15 protein-coding genes are annotated in these 14762 nt (G+C 70.3%); 11 read left to right on the top strand and 4 right to left on the bottom strand.

Translation table 11 applies throughout. The features are described from left to right. Positions 1–106 precede the first annotated feature (106 nt). Together RKD20_RS16255 and RKD20_RS16250 are read left to right on the top strand one after the other, a co-directional pair. Positions 107–514: an ATP-binding protein gene (locus RKD20_RS16255; RefSeq protein ID WP_424878356.1), complete on the top strand. Its 408-nt coding sequence runs from the start codon at positions 107–109 to the stop codon at positions 512–514. 57 nt (positions 515–571) lie between these two features. Further along, complete coding sequence (locus tag RKD20_RS16250) at positions 572–1888, top strand: Nramp family divalent metal transporter (RefSeq protein ID WP_424878355.1); 1317 nt, start codon at positions 572–574, stop codon at positions 1886–1888. On the opposite strand, the gene RKD20_RS16245 is transcribed toward RKD20_RS16250, so the two are convergent. Both RKD20_RS16245 and RKD20_RS16240 read right to left on the bottom strand, forming a co-directional pair. Then, the gene (locus RKD20_RS16245; RefSeq protein ID WP_424878354.1) at positions 1885–3129 is read right to left on the bottom strand and encodes a hypothetical protein; all 1245 of its coding nucleotides are present in this window, start codon (positions 3127–3129) and stop codon (positions 1885–1887) included. The genes RKD20_RS16250 and RKD20_RS16245 overlap by 4 nt on opposite strands. A gap of 65 nt (positions 3130–3194) precedes the next feature. Beyond that, positions 3195–3701: a SigE family RNA polymerase sigma factor gene (locus RKD20_RS16240; protein WP_424878353.1), complete on the bottom strand. Its 507-nt coding sequence runs from the start codon at positions 3699–3701 to the stop codon at positions 3195–3197. A gap of 122 nt (positions 3702–3823) precedes the next feature. On the opposite strand from RKD20_RS16240, the gene RKD20_RS16235 reads away from it, so the two are divergent. Continuing rightward, complete coding sequence (locus RKD20_RS16235; protein ID WP_424878352.1) at positions 3824–4249, top strand: hypothetical protein; 426 nt, start codon at positions 3824–3826, stop codon at positions 4247–4249. Positions 4250–4459: 210 nt separating this feature from the next. Here RKD20_RS16235 and RKD20_RS16230 read toward each other — a convergent pair whose 3' ends face one another. Then, the gene (locus tag RKD20_RS16230) at positions 4460–6160 is read right to left on the bottom strand and encodes a chitinase (RefSeq protein WP_424878351.1); all 1701 of its coding nucleotides are present in this window, start codon (positions 6158–6160) and stop codon (positions 4460–4462) included. A 257-nt stretch (positions 6161–6417) separates the two neighbouring features. Here RKD20_RS16230 and RKD20_RS16225 point away from each other — a divergent pair, with 257 nt between their 5' ends. Beyond that, positions 6418–7320 carry a hypothetical protein gene (locus tag RKD20_RS16225; RefSeq protein ID WP_424878350.1) on the top strand — a complete coding sequence of 301 codons (903 nt, stop codon included), beginning with the start codon at positions 6418–6420 and terminating at the stop codon, positions 7318–7320. Positions 7321–7423: 103 nt separating this feature from the next. Here RKD20_RS16225 and RKD20_RS16220 read toward each other — a convergent pair whose 3' ends face one another. Then, positions 7424–8626: an RNA-guided endonuclease InsQ/TnpB family protein gene (locus RKD20_RS16220; RefSeq protein WP_424878349.1), complete on the bottom strand. Its 1203-nt coding sequence runs from the start codon at positions 8624–8626 to the stop codon at positions 7424–7426. A 146-nt stretch (positions 8627–8772) separates the two neighbouring features. On the opposite strand from RKD20_RS16220, the gene cpaB reads away from it, so the two are divergent. From cpaB to RKD20_RS16185, 7 genes are read left to right on the top strand one after another with little or no spacing between them, the layout of a single operon-like run. Next, the gene (gene cpaB, locus RKD20_RS16215) at positions 8773–9480 is read left to right on the top strand and encodes a Flp pilus assembly protein CpaB (RefSeq protein ID WP_424878348.1); all 708 of its coding nucleotides are present in this window, start codon (positions 8773–8775) and stop codon (positions 9478–9480) included. Positions 9481–9489: 9 nt separating this feature from the next. Continuing rightward, positions 9490–10740, top strand: a complete 1251-nt coding sequence (locus RKD20_RS16210) for an AAA family ATPase (protein WP_424878347.1) — start codon at positions 9490–9492, stop codon at positions 10738–10740. After that, on the top strand, positions 10737–11108 hold the full coding sequence (locus RKD20_RS16205; RefSeq protein ID WP_424878346.1) for a TadE family protein: 372 nt from the start codon (positions 10737–10739) through the stop codon (positions 11106–11108). The genes RKD20_RS16210 and RKD20_RS16205 overlap by 4 nt, the downstream gene beginning before the upstream one ends. A gap of 1 nt (position 11109) precedes the next feature. Continuing rightward, positions 11110–11469: a TadE/TadG family type IV pilus assembly protein gene (locus RKD20_RS16200; protein ID WP_028808018.1), complete on the top strand. Its 360-nt coding sequence runs from the start codon at positions 11110–11112 to the stop codon at positions 11467–11469. Between the two features lie 13 nt (positions 11470–11482). Beyond that, a complete protein-coding gene (locus tag RKD20_RS16195; protein WP_424878345.1) occupies positions 11483–12820 on the top strand; it encodes a CpaF family protein in 1338 nt (445 codons plus the stop codon). Between the two features lie 11 nt (positions 12821–12831). After that, complete coding sequence (locus RKD20_RS16190) at positions 12832–13776, top strand: type II secretion system F family protein (protein ID WP_424878344.1); 945 nt, start codon at positions 12832–12834, stop codon at positions 13774–13776. Positions 13777–13792: 16 nt separating this feature from the next. Then, positions 13793–14680 (top strand): DUF5936 domain-containing protein, encoded by an 888-nt coding sequence (locus RKD20_RS16185; RefSeq protein ID WP_424883228.1) that lies wholly within the window; start codon positions 13793–13795, stop codon positions 14678–14680. Positions 14681–14762: the final 82 nt, after the last annotated feature.

The following is a 14762-nucleotide window of genomic DNA, read 5'->3' as shown; positions in this document are numbered from 1 at the left end:
CCCGGAGGGCGGCTGATCACGGAGCATCCGCCGCCGGACCGCGCCGCCTGTGCCGGGGGCTCGACGAACCGCCGCCCGTCCCCAACCTCACCTGGGAGAAGGACACTTGAGTGTCGAGTACGACCCCTGCCCCTCCGCCGTGCGCGAGGCCCGGGCCGAGGTCCGCAAGCAGTTGGAGGGGTGGGGGTTCGCCGAGCGGGGCGACCTGGTGGACACCGCCGAACTCCTCGTGAGCGAACTGGCCACCAACGCCCTGCTCCACTCGGCGAGCCGCTTCACGCTCACCCTGTCCGCCGCGCACGGCGTGCTGCGCTGCGAGGTCGCCGACTCCGGCCGGCGCACCCCGCAGGTCCTGGACGCCGGGGTCGCGGAGAACGGCCGCGGGATGTTCCTGGTGGAAGCGCTCGCGCTGCGCTGGGGCTGTCAGCGGGACGGGACCGGCAAGACGGTCTGGTTCGAACTGGGCACCCGCGGGGCCGACCGCCGTGAGGGACGTCTCCCCGGCGACCCCTGACTTCCTTCACCGCACGCCCTCTTGCCGGGCCACGATCTTTAGGGTTTCTTGACCTTCATGGCGGACACCACGGACAAGACAGTGACCGGCGAGGCGAACTCCGCACCCCGCAAGTCCAGTTGGCGCTACATCGGCCCGGGGATCGTCGTCGCCGCGACCGGCGTCGGCGCCGGAGACCTGGTCGCCACGCTCATCGCGGGCAGCAACTTCGGCTACACCCTGCTGTGGGCCGCGGTGATCGGCTGTCTCGTCAAGATCTCCCTCGCGGAGGCGGCGGGCCGCTGGCACCTGTCCACCGGCAGCACCCTGTTCGACGGCTGGGCGAGCCTGGGCCGCTGGACCACCTGGTTCTTCGCCGTCTACGTGGTGATCTGGGGCTTCGTGTACGGCGCCGCGGCGATGTCGTCCAGCGCGCTGCCCCTGCAGGCGCTGTTCCCGGACGTGATGGACCTCGAAGGGTGGGCCATCGCCTGCGGTCTCGTCGGCCTGGTCTTCGTCTGGTTCAACAAGTACGCGGTCTTCGAGAAGGTCATGACGGTCCTGGTCGGCGTCATGTTCGTGGTGACGGTGTACCTGGCGATCCGGGTCACCCCGAACCTGCCGGACGCCTTCGCGGGCCTGCTCCCCGTCCTGCCCGACGAGAAGGACTCGATCCTCAACACCCTCGGCCTGATCGGCGGCGTCGGCGGCACGATCACGCTCGCGGCCTACGGCTACTGGGTCAACGCCAAGGGGTGGACCAACACCGGCTGGATGAAGGTGATGCGCCTCGACAACCGGGTCGCCTACATCACCACCGGCATCTTCGTCGTCGCCATGCTCTTCGTCGGCGCGGAACTGCTGCACAGCGCCGACGTGGCGATCGCGAGCGGCGACAAGGGGCTGGTCCAGCTCAGCGACATCCTGGAGGACGAGTACGGCTCGGCGACCGCCAAGTTCTTCCTGATCGGCTTCTTCGCCACGTCCTTCACCTCGCTGATCGGCGTCTGGCACGGGGTGAGCCTGATGTTCGCGGACTTCGTGGCGCGCTACCGCGACCGCGAGGCCGCGGCGGGCTCCGGCCAGGAGGTCGCCTCCGGCTCGCGCGAGCGCTCCTGGCCCTTCCGCGTGTACCTGCTCTGGCTGACCTTCCCCCCGATGGTCCTGCTCTTCCAGGGCCAGCCCTTCCGCCTGGTCATCCTCTACGGCGTCCTCGGCGCGGCCTTCCTGCCCTTCCTGGCCGGCACGCTGATGTGGCTGCTGAACACCTCCCGCACGCCCAGGGAGTGGCGCAACGGCCCCCTCAGCAACGCGATGCTGGCGATCGCGGGCCTGCTGTTCCTGGTCCTGTGCGTGAAGCAGATCTGGGACCAGCCGTGGTCGGAGTTCTTCTAACTGCCGCTCCACCAGAGGGCGTCGAGCGCCATCTTCCGCATCTGGGCGATGCTGAGCGCGGGGGTGGCACGGGTCGCGGTCTCGTTCTGGGTGCGGGCGTTGAAGGCGCTGATCACCACGCGCCTGCCGTCGGCGCGCATGGTGTCGACCGTCCACATGACCTGGTGGCCCCTGTCCCCGGGGCCCTGCTTGACGGCGACCCGGGTGCCGTCGGGCAGGGTCTCGGAGCCCGAGCCGAAGAGGTCGCCGGCCGAGTCCAGCATGTCGGGCTGCGCATTGACCTGGACCAGGCTGCCGCCCTTGCCGTCGTCGACCACGGCGTAGGCGAAGTCGCCGTCGTCGCTGCTCTTGTCGGTCACCTTCAGTCCCTTCGGCAGCAGGGCCAGCAGGTGGGTGCGGGCGTGCAGGTCGGATCCGGGGAGCTCCGGGTCGGGGAGGGGCTCGGGGAGGGCGTCGGCCACGGGGCGCCACTCCTTCGCCGCCGCCAGCCGCGTCAACTGCGCCGGGCTCAGCGGGGGATCGGTCCGGGTGACGGGCCTGTCCTTCTCGGCGGCCGCGTTCCACTCGCTCACGGTGATGTGCTGCCCGGTCGGGGTGACCAGCTCGGCGGTCCAGAGCTTGGTGTCCACCCGGCGGTCGGGATACTCGTACCTCTGGAGCACGGTGACCACGGAGCCGTCGGTGAGCCGACTCGTCTTGCAGGCGTCGTACGGGACGTACACCCGGTCGGGGCACTGGGCCGCCTGCCGGGCCTCCGTGCCGCCCGGCTGCACCCGGCCCACGCCGACCTCGATCGCCGCGGCGCCCTTGCCGTCGTCGAGGACGAGTCCGGCGTACGGCGCCGGCACCTTCAGCCGGTCGGTCGGCTCGGTGCCCCGCCCGCGCTCCTCGCTGAAGTCACCCTTGGGCAACAGCCCCTTGAGGGTCGCGATCATCTGCGCGCCGGTCGCGGGCGTGGCCGTGACGCTCGGCTTCGGCTGGGCGGAAGCCGTCACGGACGCCGGCACGGCCTCGGCAGCCGTACCGCCCGGTCGCAGGACCAGCACCCCGCCCGCACAGGCGATCACGACGCTCGCGGCGCCCCCGGCGACGGCGGCCCGCCGCACGAGCCGCTTGCGCCGGCCCCGCACCGCGCCGCGCGCGGCGAGAGCCGTGCGGTCGGTGTCGAACCCGCCGCCGGTCTCGTGCAGGACGGCGGCGAGCCGCTCCTCGAAGGGGTCGTGGTGCTGGTCTGCGGGCATGGTGCAACCACCGTTCCGGGTCGGACGAATCGGTCGGACGAAAGGGAAGTCAGGAGGCCGGCCGGTCAGGGCCGGGCGTAGGCGCCGACGTCCTCGCCGAGGAGGCCGCGCAACTGCTTCAGGGCTCGGGTGGAGCGCGTGCGGACGGCGGCCGCGCTGGCGTTCAGGACCTCCGCGGTCTCCTCGATGGAGCGGTCCTCCCAGTAGCGCAGGACGACCACGGCCCGGTCCTTGGCGGGCAGCCGGGCGAGGGCGGCGAGCAGCGTCAGCCGCAGGGGCGTGTCGACACCGGCGGCGGCCACCTCCGGCAGCACGTCGGTCGCGCGCTCACTGCTGCTGCGGCGGCGCCGATGGGTCAGGAACACCCGGACCAGGACGGTCTGCGCGTACGCCGCGGGGTTGCCGACGAGACAGACGCGGCCCCAGCGGACGTAGATCCGTCCGAGCGCCTCCTGCACCAGGTCCTCCGCGAGATGAGTGTCACCCGCGGTCAGCAGACACGCCGACCGGTACAGATGCCCGGCCCGCGCGGCGGCGAACTGCGCGTACTCGTCCGCGCGGGCCTGTCTCATGTGTTTCCCCCTGGTGCTGTGCGCCCGGCTGTGAAGAGGTCCTCACTTCACTGACGCCGTGAGGCGGGGAGAATGTTTCATATGACTTGGAAGCAGTCCGTGACGCGAGGGGACGGACACCGATGACCACCCCTCCACCGCCCGGTCCGCCCTACGGCGACCAGCCCCCGCCTCCGCCCATGGCTCCGCCGGTCGCACCCCCGCCGGGCTTCGGCCCGCCGCCCCCGCAGTACGGCTACGGCTACCCGCCCCCGCCTCCGCCCCCCGAGGGCCCGGAGTTCATGGCCGTCGACCGCCACAACTCCGTCGTCGTCGACTCCGCGGGCGTCGCCTTCGAGGACCACGGCCACTCCGCCGAGTTTCCCTGGCACGAGATCCGCAGCGTCCACTACAAGGCGGGCCCGAACGGCAAGACCCTGATGATGGCCGTCATCCACCTCGACGGCCGCTTCTACGAGTGTGTGGTCGACGCGAAGACCCGGGACACCCTGGGCCGCTGGTTCGCCGGGCTGGCCCCGGTCCTCGGGTACTACAGGCCACTGGCGTGAGGGCGGACGCACCTCGGCGCCCGGAGCCGGCGCCGCCCCGTGCCCGAGATCACCGCGTTCCGTGCCTGCCCGCCGCCCCGTGCCCGCCCGTGCCGCTCCTCAGCGCGGAGCGCACGGGCGGGCACGAGCTGAGCCCGGTGGTCGGGGAGGCCGGCGGGGTGCTCCTGCCGGTGGTCCGGGGCGACACCCAGGGCGCGTCCTGACCCGTGACTACGGCAACCCGTGCACGTGCGGTCCCACCGCGTTCGACCAGGCGTTCCCCGCCGTCGCGTCCCAGTTCGTCGACCAGGTCATGGCGCCGCGCAGGTCGGGGTAGGTCTTCGACGGTCTGAAGGAGCCGCACCCCGTGCCCTTTGTCAGGCAGTCCAGCGCGTTGTTCACCACGGACGGCGAGACATAGCCGCTGCCCGCCCCGCTCGTGGACGCCGGCAGACCCAACCCCACCTGGGACGGGGACAGTCCGCCCTCCAACTGGATGCAGGCCAGGGCGGTCAGGAAGTCCACCGAGCCCTGCGAGTAGACCTTGCCGTCGCAGCCCAGCATCGAACCGCTGTTGTAGTACTGCATGTTGACGACCGTGAGGATGTCCTTCACGTTCAGCGCGGTCTGGAAGTACGCGTTGGACGTCGACTGCATGTCGATCGTCTGCGGTGCCATCGTGAGCACCAGCGAACTGCCCGCCTTCCCCGCGAGCGACCGCAACGCCTGGGACATGTAGGTGGCGTTGAGCCCGTTCTCCAGATCGATGTCGACGCCGTCGAAGCCGTACGTCTGCATCAGCGCGTACACAGAGTTCGCGAAGTTCGCCGCGGACGTCGGGTCGTTCACCGAGACCGTGCCGTTCTGGCCGCCCACGGAGACGACGACCTTCTTCCCGGCCGCCTGCTTCGCCCTGATGTCCGCCTTGAACTGGTCGACCGTGTACCCGCCGAGCCCGGCCGAGTCCAGGTTGAAGGTCACGGCACCCGGAGTCGTCGTCGCGTCCGCGAACGCCACCGCGATGATGTCGTACTGCGACTGCACCGCCGACAGCTTCTGGACCGTCGCCCCGTTGTTGAAGTTCTGCCAGTACCCGGTGACCGCGTGCTTCGGCACCGCGCCGCCCCCGGTACCCGTCGACGCGCTCGTCGTCCCCGTCACCGCACCCGACTTCACCGACTCGCCCGCCGAGTTCACCGCCGTGACCTGGAAGCTGTACGACGTCGAGGCGGCAAGGCCCGTCACGGTCGCCGACGTACCGGTGACCGCCGTGACCTTCGAGCCGTTGCGGTAGACGTTGTAGCCGGTCGCGCCCGACACCGTGTTCCAGGTCAGGGAGACGGACGAGGAGGACGTGCCGGAGACCGCCAGGCCGGCCGGCGCCCCCGGGACCGTGGGAGCGGGATCACCGCCGCCGCCCCCGTCGGGGCCGTACACCGAGACGTCGTCGGCGAAGTACGCGGCCTGTCCGTACCAGCCGTGCGTGTACACCGTCACCGAGGTCGTCGAGGCACCGGTGGTGAAGCTGGTCGTCAGCTGCTTCCAGGAGGCGGAGTCCGGGGTCCAGGTCGACACGTCCGTCGTGCCGGTGCCGGTCGCGCCCAGGTAGGCGTAACCGCCCTGCACCCACGCGCTCAGCGTGTACGTCGAGCCGGGCTTCACGGCCACCGTCTGGACGCACTTGGCGTTGTCCTGCCCGGCGGGCGTCGCCTTCAGCGCGGCCGAGCCGCCGTGCACGGGGGAGGAGACGGTCGTACCGCTGCTCGCCGAACAGGTCCAGTTGGTCAGGCCGGACTCGAAGCCGGCGTTCTTCGCGTTGTTGACGTCCGCGGCGGAGGCCGGTCCGGCGACTCCGAGGGTGCCGCCCAGGGCGAGGGCCGCGATGAGGGCCGCGGTCCGGAACCGCGCCGGTTTTCTGCTGAGTATGGGCATGACAAGAGAGTTGGTCCAGACCAATCCCGCTGTCAAGGAGGGCGGCGAGGATGAATGCACAACTGGCCTTTCTCCGGCCCGCGCACGTGGCAAGTGCGCCCCATCTGGGCAGGAATCAACCGCTTTTGATACCTCGGTCCGGCCAGGAAGTCACAGAATCGCTGTTCTCCGGTCACAGCGCCGTGGTTACAGTGCTCAGGTAGTCACGCAGTGAAGTCGACCGGGTGCGACGGAGTGATCCGTTCGGACCCACGGGCATGGGATACGGGGAGCTGCGCGTGCCAACTGCCATCGCAGTGACCGGTGCCGACATGGCGCTGCCGGCACAGGACGAGCGGACCCTGCCCGCCGTCGTGCTCGACGGCCTCGACCGGCAGCCGCTCGACCACTCGCTCGCCGCCCTCCAGGCGCTGATCGACCAGCACGGCCATGTGGTCGTCGTGTACTCCCGGGCCGTGACCCCGGCGGTGGACCAGCGGCTGCGTACCGTGCGGTCCCTCCTGGAGAGCGACCGGATCGCCCTGTTCCAGCCCGAACTGCCACCTTTGGGACTCGCTGTCCTGGCCCGCCAGTTGAGGCAGCTCGCCTCCTGCGACCTCAGCCCCGGCGTCCTCGCCTCGGCGGGCCGGCTGCTCACCCACTACCTCCACGCGGGCGCGCTCCTCGGCTCGGTGGCCAAGCTCGACCGGGTCCCCGTCGGGCTCAAGTCGCACGCCAAGTCATGGGTGCCGGGCAGTCAGTTCGCCGTGCTCGCCCACCCCCAGCCGCAGCTCGTCAGGCTCGCCCCCGACGCCACGCTCGCCGGCCCGGAGTTCGCCACCTCGATGCTCGTCGCCCGTGGCCAGCTGCAGTCCGACTGGGTCTCCGGGGCGCTCGCCAGGTCCTGGCGGATCCAGGGGCTGCGGGAGGCTCCGCTGCCCGCCGAGTCCGCCGAGTGGTGGGGCACCGGCAAGCTGATCGAGTTCTGCACCTTCCTGCCCGACCTGTCCGTCCTTTACCAACTGGTCACCTCCGTACGGCAGAACATCTGTCACTGGTGCGGTATCGACGTCATTGGTGACCGCTGCGTCTTCTGCTCGGCCACCGCACCAGTGACGCCCGTCCCCGAGCAACAGCAGCAGCATCAACAGCAGCATCCGCACGAACTGCCCGCCGGGTGAGCCGTACCGGATTGCCCTCGTCCCCGATTCCGCTCGACCGAGCCCTAAAAAAACGAGGTTGTACGGTTCTTGACTTCCTCCCCCTCGTAAACGAAGGAGATTCCTACGGCTCGCGCCGTGGGGTTTTCTGCTTCACAGCCGACCGCCCGCCCGGAGTACTCCGTTGAGGTCTTACGCCAGCTCCACAGACAGACACGGCCAGCCCGGCCGCCAGAAGGTTCTTCGCCGCGTTCACATCACGGTCGTGGGTCGTGCCACAGTCGCACGTCCATGTACGGACATGGAGCGGCATCTTGTTCTGCAAGGTGCCGCAGGCGGAGCACAGCTTGGAGGAGGGGAACCAGCGGTCGACGGCCACGAGTTCCCGCCCGTACCAGGTTGCCTTGTACTCCAGCATCGTCCGGAACTGCGCCCACGCCGCGTCACTGATCGCACGGGCGAGCGTGTGGTTCTTGAGCATGGTGCGGACGGCCAGGTCCTCGATCACGACCACTTGGTTTTCGTGGACGAGTCGGGACGAGAGTTTGTGCAGGGTGTCACGCCTCCGGTCGGCGATCTTCGCGTGAATCTTGGCGACCTTCTGCCGGGCCTTGGCCCGGTTCGCTCCGTCGCCCTTGGCCTTTTTCGCCAGGCGGCGCTGGGCCAGAGCCAGACGGGCACGGTCACGACGCTCATGTCGCGGGTTGGCGATCTTCTCCCCGGTGGAGAGAGTCAGCAGGTGGTCCAGACCGACGTCGACGCCGACCGCCGCGTCGGTGGCGGTCAGCGGCCAGACACCGGGGTCCTCGCACAGCATCGACACGAACCAACGCCCTGCCGCGTCCAGCGAAACGGTCACTGTGGACGGCTGCGACCCCTCGGGCAGCGGGCGAGACCACACGATGGCCAGCGGTTCGCTCATCTTGGCGAGAGTCAGTTCTCCCGCACGGAAGCGGAACCCGCTCGTGGTGTACTCCGCGCTCTTGCGGGACTTCTTCCGCGACTTGAACCGAGGGTACTTTGCCCGCTTGCCGAAGAAGTTGGCGAACGCCACTTGCAAGTGTCGCAAAGCCTGCTGGAGCGGAACCGACGACACCTCGTTGAGGTAGGCCAGTTCCTCGGTCTTCTTCCAGGCGGTCAGCAGTGCCGACGTCTGGTTGTAGTTGACCCGCTCCTGCCGCGCCCACGCCGCAGTACGGGCGGCGAGCGCCATGTTGTAGACCTTCCGCACGCATCCGAAGGTGCGCGACAGCTCGGCTGCCTGCACATCTGTCGGATAGAAGCGGTACTTGAACGCCCGCTTCGCGCGGTTCGTGGGCACGCTCACAAACTAATGCCGCTATTAGTTAAGATCAAATCTGCGGGTCGGAGCACTGGGATTCACCCTGGCGTGGAATCTCGGCTCATTGCTCCGGTCCGCAGGAGTCCGGTCCCTCCCCGGCCAGAAGGCCGGGGTCTTCTCGGAGGCATCCGATGAACTCCCGTCAGCGCCGCGGCGTGATACTCCTGCTCCTGTCGGTCCTGGGCGCCCTCGCGGCCTTCGCCGGCGTGCTCTCCGTCATCGACGACGTGAAGTCCAAGGTCGGCCCCGAGGTCACGGCGTACGAGGTCAAGAAGGACATCGAGCCCTACACCCGGCTCACCGCGGCGCAGTTCGAGAAGACCGAGATGCCGAAGCGCTGGCTGTCCGCCAACGCGGTCACCGACCTCGCCGCCCTCCGCGACAAGATCGCCGTGACGACCCTCAAGAAGGGCTCGCTGCTGCAGAGCGACATGATCGTCGACCAGCCCGCGCTCCAGCCCGGGCAGCAGGAGGTCGCCATCATGATCGACGCGGCGACCGGCGTCGCCGGCAAGATCACGCCGGGTTCCGCGGTCAACGTGTACGCGACCTTCGAGGGACAGCGGGAGGGTGATCCCGACCAGTCCAAGATCATCGTGACGAACGCGCGCGTCCTGGACGTCGGCGACCTCACCTCGCTCCAGCCCGACGCCGACGCACGCACCCGCGCCGCCACCGAGGCCCGCCCCATCACCTTCGCCCTCTCCGCCCTCGATGCCCAGCGCATCACGTACGCCGAGTCGTTCGCCAAACGCGTCCGCCTCGCCCTGGTCGCCCCCGGCGAGACCGGCACGGTCCCCGACAGGGAGCGCACGTACGAACTCGCGAAGGACAAGTGAGAGGCCGCCATGCCCACGAGGATCCTCCCGGCAGTCGGCGACGCGGACGCGGTCCGCTCCCTCACCACGCTGCTCAGCCAGCTCCCGGACGCCGAGCCCGTCGCCCCGGTCACCGACTCCACCCAGCTCATCGACACCCTCGCGCGCCTGGCGTCCGAGTCCATCGACGAGCTGCCCGAGGTCGTGGTGGTCCATGAGCGCATCGGCCCCGTCCCGGCCCTGGAGCTGATCCGTGAGGTCGCCCTCCGCTTCCCGGCCGTCGGCGTCATCCTCGTCACCTCCGACGTCGGCCCCGGCCTCTTCCAGGCCGCCATGGACTACGGCGCCCGCGGCCTCATCGCCCTCCCGCTCGGCTACGAGGAGCTCGCCACCCGGGTGCACGCGGTCGCCCAGTGGTCCACGGGCGTACGACGGCACCTGGGCGCCGCCACCGACGTCTTCACCGGCATCGGCGGCACCGTCGTCACCGTCAGCGGGGCGAAGGGCGGCGTGGGCGCCACCACCACCGCCGTCCAGCTCGCCCTCGCCGCCCAGGCCTCCGGCCGCCCCACCGCCCTGCTCGACATGGACCTCCAGACCGGCGACATCGCCTCCTACCTGGACGTCCAGTTCCGCCGCTCGGTCGTCGACCTCGCCACCATCACCGACATCTCCCCGCGCGTCCTCGCCGACGCCGTCTTCGCCCACGACACCGGTCTCGCGCTGCTGCTCGCCCCCGGCGAGGGCGAACGCGGCGAGGAGGTCACCGAGCGCGCCGCCCGCCAGATCGTCTCCGCCCTGCGCTCCCGCTACGAGGTCGTCGTCGTCGACTGCGGGTCGCAGCTCAGCGGGGCCGGTGCGGCGGTCGTGGAGATGGCCGACACGGCCCTGCTGGTCACCACGCCGGACGTGGTCGCTGTACGCGGCGCGAAGCGAGCCGTGCGCATGTGGGACCGCCTCCAGGTCCGCAAGGCCGAGGAGACCACCGTCGTCGTCAACCGCCACAGCCGCGGTACGGAGATCCAGCCCCCGCTCATCCAGAAGATCACCGGCACCGGCGTCGCGGCGACCGTGATCCCGGCCAACTTCAAGGAGCTCCAGGGCGCGGTGGACGCGGGCCGGGTCCATGAACTCGACGCCAAGGGCACGGTGAAGCAGGCCCTGTGGACGCTCGCCGGTGAACTGGGCCTGGTCAAGGGCACGGAGGCGAACTCCCATCGCAACGGCGGCCGGGAGCGGGGGGCGTTGGCCTTCCGGCGGCGCAAGGAGCTCGGGAGGTGAGCGGGCGGCGGGACGAGGGACAGGTGACCATCGAGTTCCTCGGGATGACCCCGCTGATCCTGATCACGCTGGTGTTGCTGTGGCAGTTCGTGCTGCTGGGGTACACCTTCACGCTCGCGGGGAATGCTGCGGACGAGGCGGCGCGGGCGGGGACGGCGGTTCCGGCCGGGGAGCGGCAGGCGGCATGCCAGGAGGCGGGCACGGACAAACTGCCGGGCGCGTGGAGCGGCACGGTGAGCTGCGCGACCGGGGGCGGCTACGTCAAGGCCACCGTCACCCTCCAGGTCCCCGTCCTGTTCCCGGGCTCGATCGGCTTCCCCTTCGACGTGGAGGGCCACGCGGGTGCGGTGGAGGAGGACAGGCACTGAGATGTCGTACTCAGGGAAGAGCCGAGAACACCGCGACCGCGGCCAAGTGGCCCTCGAATACCTGGGCTTCATCCCGATCCTGATCCTCGTCGCGATGGCCGGCGTCCAGATCGGGCTCATCGCCTACACCGCCCAGCAGGCCGGCACGGCGGCCAGGGCCGGGGCGCGGGCCGCCTCGCTCGACCTGAGCGCGCAGGACGGCTGTGTGAACGCGATCAGCGACTGGCTGTCCGTCGACTGCGCCGAGGGCGGGGGCGGCGACTCGGTCACCGTCACCGCCACCGTCCAGATCCCGTCGATCGTCCCCGGCTGGGACTTCGACCCCGCCGTCAAGACCGCCACCATGCCGCTCGACCACTGAACGAGGTACCCCCATGAGTCTGCGGTCCCGCATCAACACCCCCGAGGAGAACGGCAGCCGGGGCGAGGACGGCCATCTGGTCTCCTCCTACCGGGCCAAGCTCCTCGAGGAGATCGACCTCGCGGAGATGAGCTCGCTGGCGGCGGCCGAGCGCCGGGCCCGGCTTGAGCGGGTGCTCGGGCACATCATCAGCCGCGAGGGACCGGTCCTGTCGACCGTCGAGCGCTCGCAGCTGATCCGGCGGGTGGTCGACGAGGCACTCGGCCTCGGCATCCTGGAACCGCTGCTCGAAGACGCCTCCATCACCGAGATCATGGTCAACGGCCCGGACTCGATCTTCGTCGAACGCGGCGGCCGGGTCGAGCAGTTGCCGCTGCGCTTCCCCTCCCACGACCAGCTGATGCAGACCATCGAGCGCATCGTCTCCACGGTCAACCGGCGGGTCGACGAGACCAACCCGATGGTCGACGCGCGCCTGCCGTCCGGCGAGCGCGTGAACGTCATCATCCCGCCGCTCTCCCTGACCGGCGCGATCCTCACCATCCGCCGCTTCCCGCGCTCCTACACGCTCCAGGAACTGGTCGGCTTCGACTCGCTCGACGAGAACATGCTGTACCTGCTGGCCGGCCTGGTGCAGGCGCGCTTCAACATCATCGTGTCGGGCGCCACGGGCACCGGGAAGACGACCCTGCTCAACGCGCTGTCCGGGCTCATCCCGGAGGGCGACCGGATCATCACCATCGAGGACTCGGCCGAACTCCAGCTCCAGCAACGGCACGTGGTCCGGCTGGAGGCACGGCCGCCGAACGTGGAGGGCCAGGGCCGGGTCACCATCCGGGACCTGGTCCGCAACTCGCTGCGCATGCGCCCCGACCGGATCGTGGTCGGCGAGGTCCGCGGCGGCGAGTCCCTCGACATGCTCCAGGCGATGTCGACGGGCCACGACGGCTCCCTCGCCACGGTCCACGCCAACAGCGCCGAGGACGCGCTGATGCGGCTGAAGACCCTCGCCTCCATGTCGGAGGTGGAGATCCCCTTCGAGGCGCTGCACGACCAGATCAACAGCGCCGTCGACGTGATCATCCAGCTCACCCGGTTCGCCGACGGCGCCCGCCGGATCACCGAGATCGCCCTGCTCGACAGCAACGGCAGCGAGCCGTACCGGCTGGCCACGGTGGCCCGCTTCGACGCCCAGCCCATGGCGGCGGACGGCCGGATCTACGGCCGGTTCCAGTACTTCCCGCTCCCGCGCCGCGCCGTCGACCGCCTCTACATGGCGAGCCAGCCCACCCCCCAGGCCTTCGGGGTGGCCCAGTCCGCGGCCCAGTTGGCCCTCCGAGAAGCCAGGTAGGACCCCCTCCCATGGACCTCCAGAACCTAGTCAGGCTCACCGTCGGCGCCACCCTGCTGACCTGCGCCCTCGCCGTCGTGGGCGTCCACGTCTACGCCAGGGGACGGGCGCAGCGGGCGGCCCTGGTCGACCGGCTGACCGCAGCGGGCCAGGTGCCGTACACCGGCCGCCGCCGGCACTTCCGCGACCTGGACCGCCGGCTGCGCCGGACCCGGCTCGGCCGGGAGCTGGAACTGCGGCTGGCGGCGACGGGCCTTGACGTGACACCGGGCGAGTTCTTCGCCGCGATGATCGGGCTCGTCGGAGGACTGTGGCTGATCGGACAGGCGACCCTGGCACCCTTCTTCGGCCCGCTGGCCGGCCTCGCGGGCGTCTGGGCGGCGGTGCAGTTCCTCAACTGGCAGCGCCAGAAACGCATCGAGAAGTTCATCAACCAACTCCCCGAACTGGCCCGCATCCTGGCCAACGCCACCCACGCCGGCCTCGCCCTGCGCACCGCGATCGGCATGGCGGCGGAGGAGCTGGAGGCCCCGGCCGGGGAGGAACTGGCCAACGTGGCCAACCAGTTGGCGGTGGGCGTGGCGATGGAGGACGCCCTGGACGAGATGGCGAAGCGGCTGCCGTCCCGGGAACTGGTGGTCCTGGTGACGACCCTGGTCCTCTCGAACCGGGCGGGCGGCCAGGTGGTCAGCGCCCTGAGGAACCTGACCGAGACGCTGGAGGAACGCAAGGAGACCCGGCGCGAGGTCCGCACCCAGCTCTCCCAGGTGAACATGACCTCGTACGCCGTTCCGGTGCTGGGCATCGGCTCGCTGTTCCTGATGAACGGCGTGAAGGACGGCGCGCTGGCGCGGATGACGGGCTCACCGCTCGGCCAGGGCGCGGTGATCATCGCGTTCGCCCTCTACTCGGTGGGCTTCGTACTGATCCGCCGCATGTCACGGATCGACGTCTGAGGAGGGTACGGCTGTGATCGCTGTCGGGCTGGCCCTGTTGATGGCCGTGAGCGTGTGGGGCGTCTTCGCCGGCATCCGCATGTACCGGGCGGAGGCGAAACTACCGAACGACCTGGTGCTGGCACTGGAGGTCGGATCGACCCGCACCGGCGCGGTCGACTCCCTGATCGACCGCATGGGCATGCGCTACGCGCCCGCCGTCCTGCGTCTGATGGGCCCCAAGCAGGTCGCCAAGTACCGCCGCAAGATCGACCTCGCGGGCAACCCCGGCGGCCTGACCATCAACCGCTACGCGGCCCGCAGGGCGGTGTACGGCTTCCTCGGCGCCCTGGGATTCCTGGTCTTCCTCCTCCGCGGCCAGATCCTGGTGGCCCTGCTCCTGCTGGCGTTCGGGGCGTTCTGGACGGAGGTCGGCATCTGGTCGGCGATCCGGGTCAGGAAGGACGTCATCGAGCGCACGCTCCCCGACTTCCTGGACGTGCTCGCGGTGGTGGTGAGCGCTGGCCTGGGCTTCCGCCAGGCACTGGACCGGGTGGCCTCCAAGTACGAGGGCCCCTGGGCGGACGAACTGCGCATCACCCTCCGCCAGATGGACCTGGGCATGAGCCGCCGCCAGGCGTTCGCGGAGCTGCGCCGCCGCAACGACTCCGAACAGGTGGCGATGTTCGTGACGGCGCTCCAGCAGGGCGAGGAACTGGGCGCCCCCATCGTGGACACCCTGGTCTCCCTGGCCAAGGACATGCGCCGCACGGACGCCCAGAACGCCCGCCGCAAGGCCGCCCGCGCGGTCCCCAAGGCCACCATGATGATCACCACCTTCATGGTCCCGGCCACGATGCTTCTGCTGGCCGCGGGCCTGCTGCTCGGCTCGGGCACCGACTTCGGCACGATCACGGGGAAGTAGGGGGCGGCTGTGTCGATGACGGGTGCGCGGAGGATGGGGCGGGCGAGCGGGGCGAGGCCGACGCCGACGTGCAGGCCGGAAG

The organism is Streptomyces sp. SLBN-8D4, from assembly GCF_049739545.1.
In the GTDB taxonomy this organism is placed as follows: Bacteria; Actinomycetota; Actinomycetes; order Streptomycetales; family Streptomycetaceae; genus Streptomyces; species Streptomyces canus_C.
This window is presented reverse-complemented; position numbering and strand designations above follow the sequence as displayed.

Bases quoted from the DNA above. Each gene is read 5' to 3' on its own strand.
- RKD20_RS16250 (WP_424878355.1), top strand. From the start codon at position 572: ATGGCGGACACCACGGACAAGACAGTGACCGGCGAGGCGAACTCCGCA.
- RKD20_RS16245 (WP_424878354.1), bottom strand. From the start codon at position 3,129: ATGCCCGCAGACCAGCACCACGACCCCTTCGAGGAGCGGCTCGCCGCC.
- RKD20_RS16240 (WP_424878353.1), bottom strand. From the start codon at position 3,701: ATGAGACAGGCCCGCGCGGACGAGTACGCGCAGTTCGCCGCCGCGCGG.
- RKD20_RS16235 (WP_424878352.1), top strand. From the start codon at position 3,824: ATGACCACCCCTCCACCGCCCGGTCCGCCCTACGGCGACCAGCCCCCG.
- RKD20_RS16230 (WP_424878351.1), bottom strand. From the start codon at position 6,160: ATGCCCATACTCAGCAGAAAACCGGCGCGGTTCCGGACCGCGGCCCTC.
- RKD20_RS16225 (WP_424878350.1), top strand. From the start codon at position 6,418: ATGGGATACGGGGAGCTGCGCGTGCCAACTGCCATCGCAGTGACCGGT.
- cpaB (WP_424878348.1), top strand. From the start codon at position 8,773: ATGAACTCCCGTCAGCGCCGCGGCGTGATACTCCTGCTCCTGTCGGTC.
- RKD20_RS16210 (WP_424878347.1), top strand. From the start codon at position 9,490: ATGCCCACGAGGATCCTCCCGGCAGTCGGCGACGCGGACGCGGTCCGC.
- RKD20_RS16200 (WP_028808018.1), top strand. From the start codon at position 11,110: ATGTCGTACTCAGGGAAGAGCCGAGAACACCGCGACCGCGGCCAAGTG.
- RKD20_RS16195 (WP_424878345.1), top strand. From the start codon at position 11,483: ATGAGTCTGCGGTCCCGCATCAACACCCCCGAGGAGAACGGCAGCCGG.
- RKD20_RS16190 (WP_424878344.1), top strand. From the start codon at position 12,832: ATGGACCTCCAGAACCTAGTCAGGCTCACCGTCGGCGCCACCCTGCTG.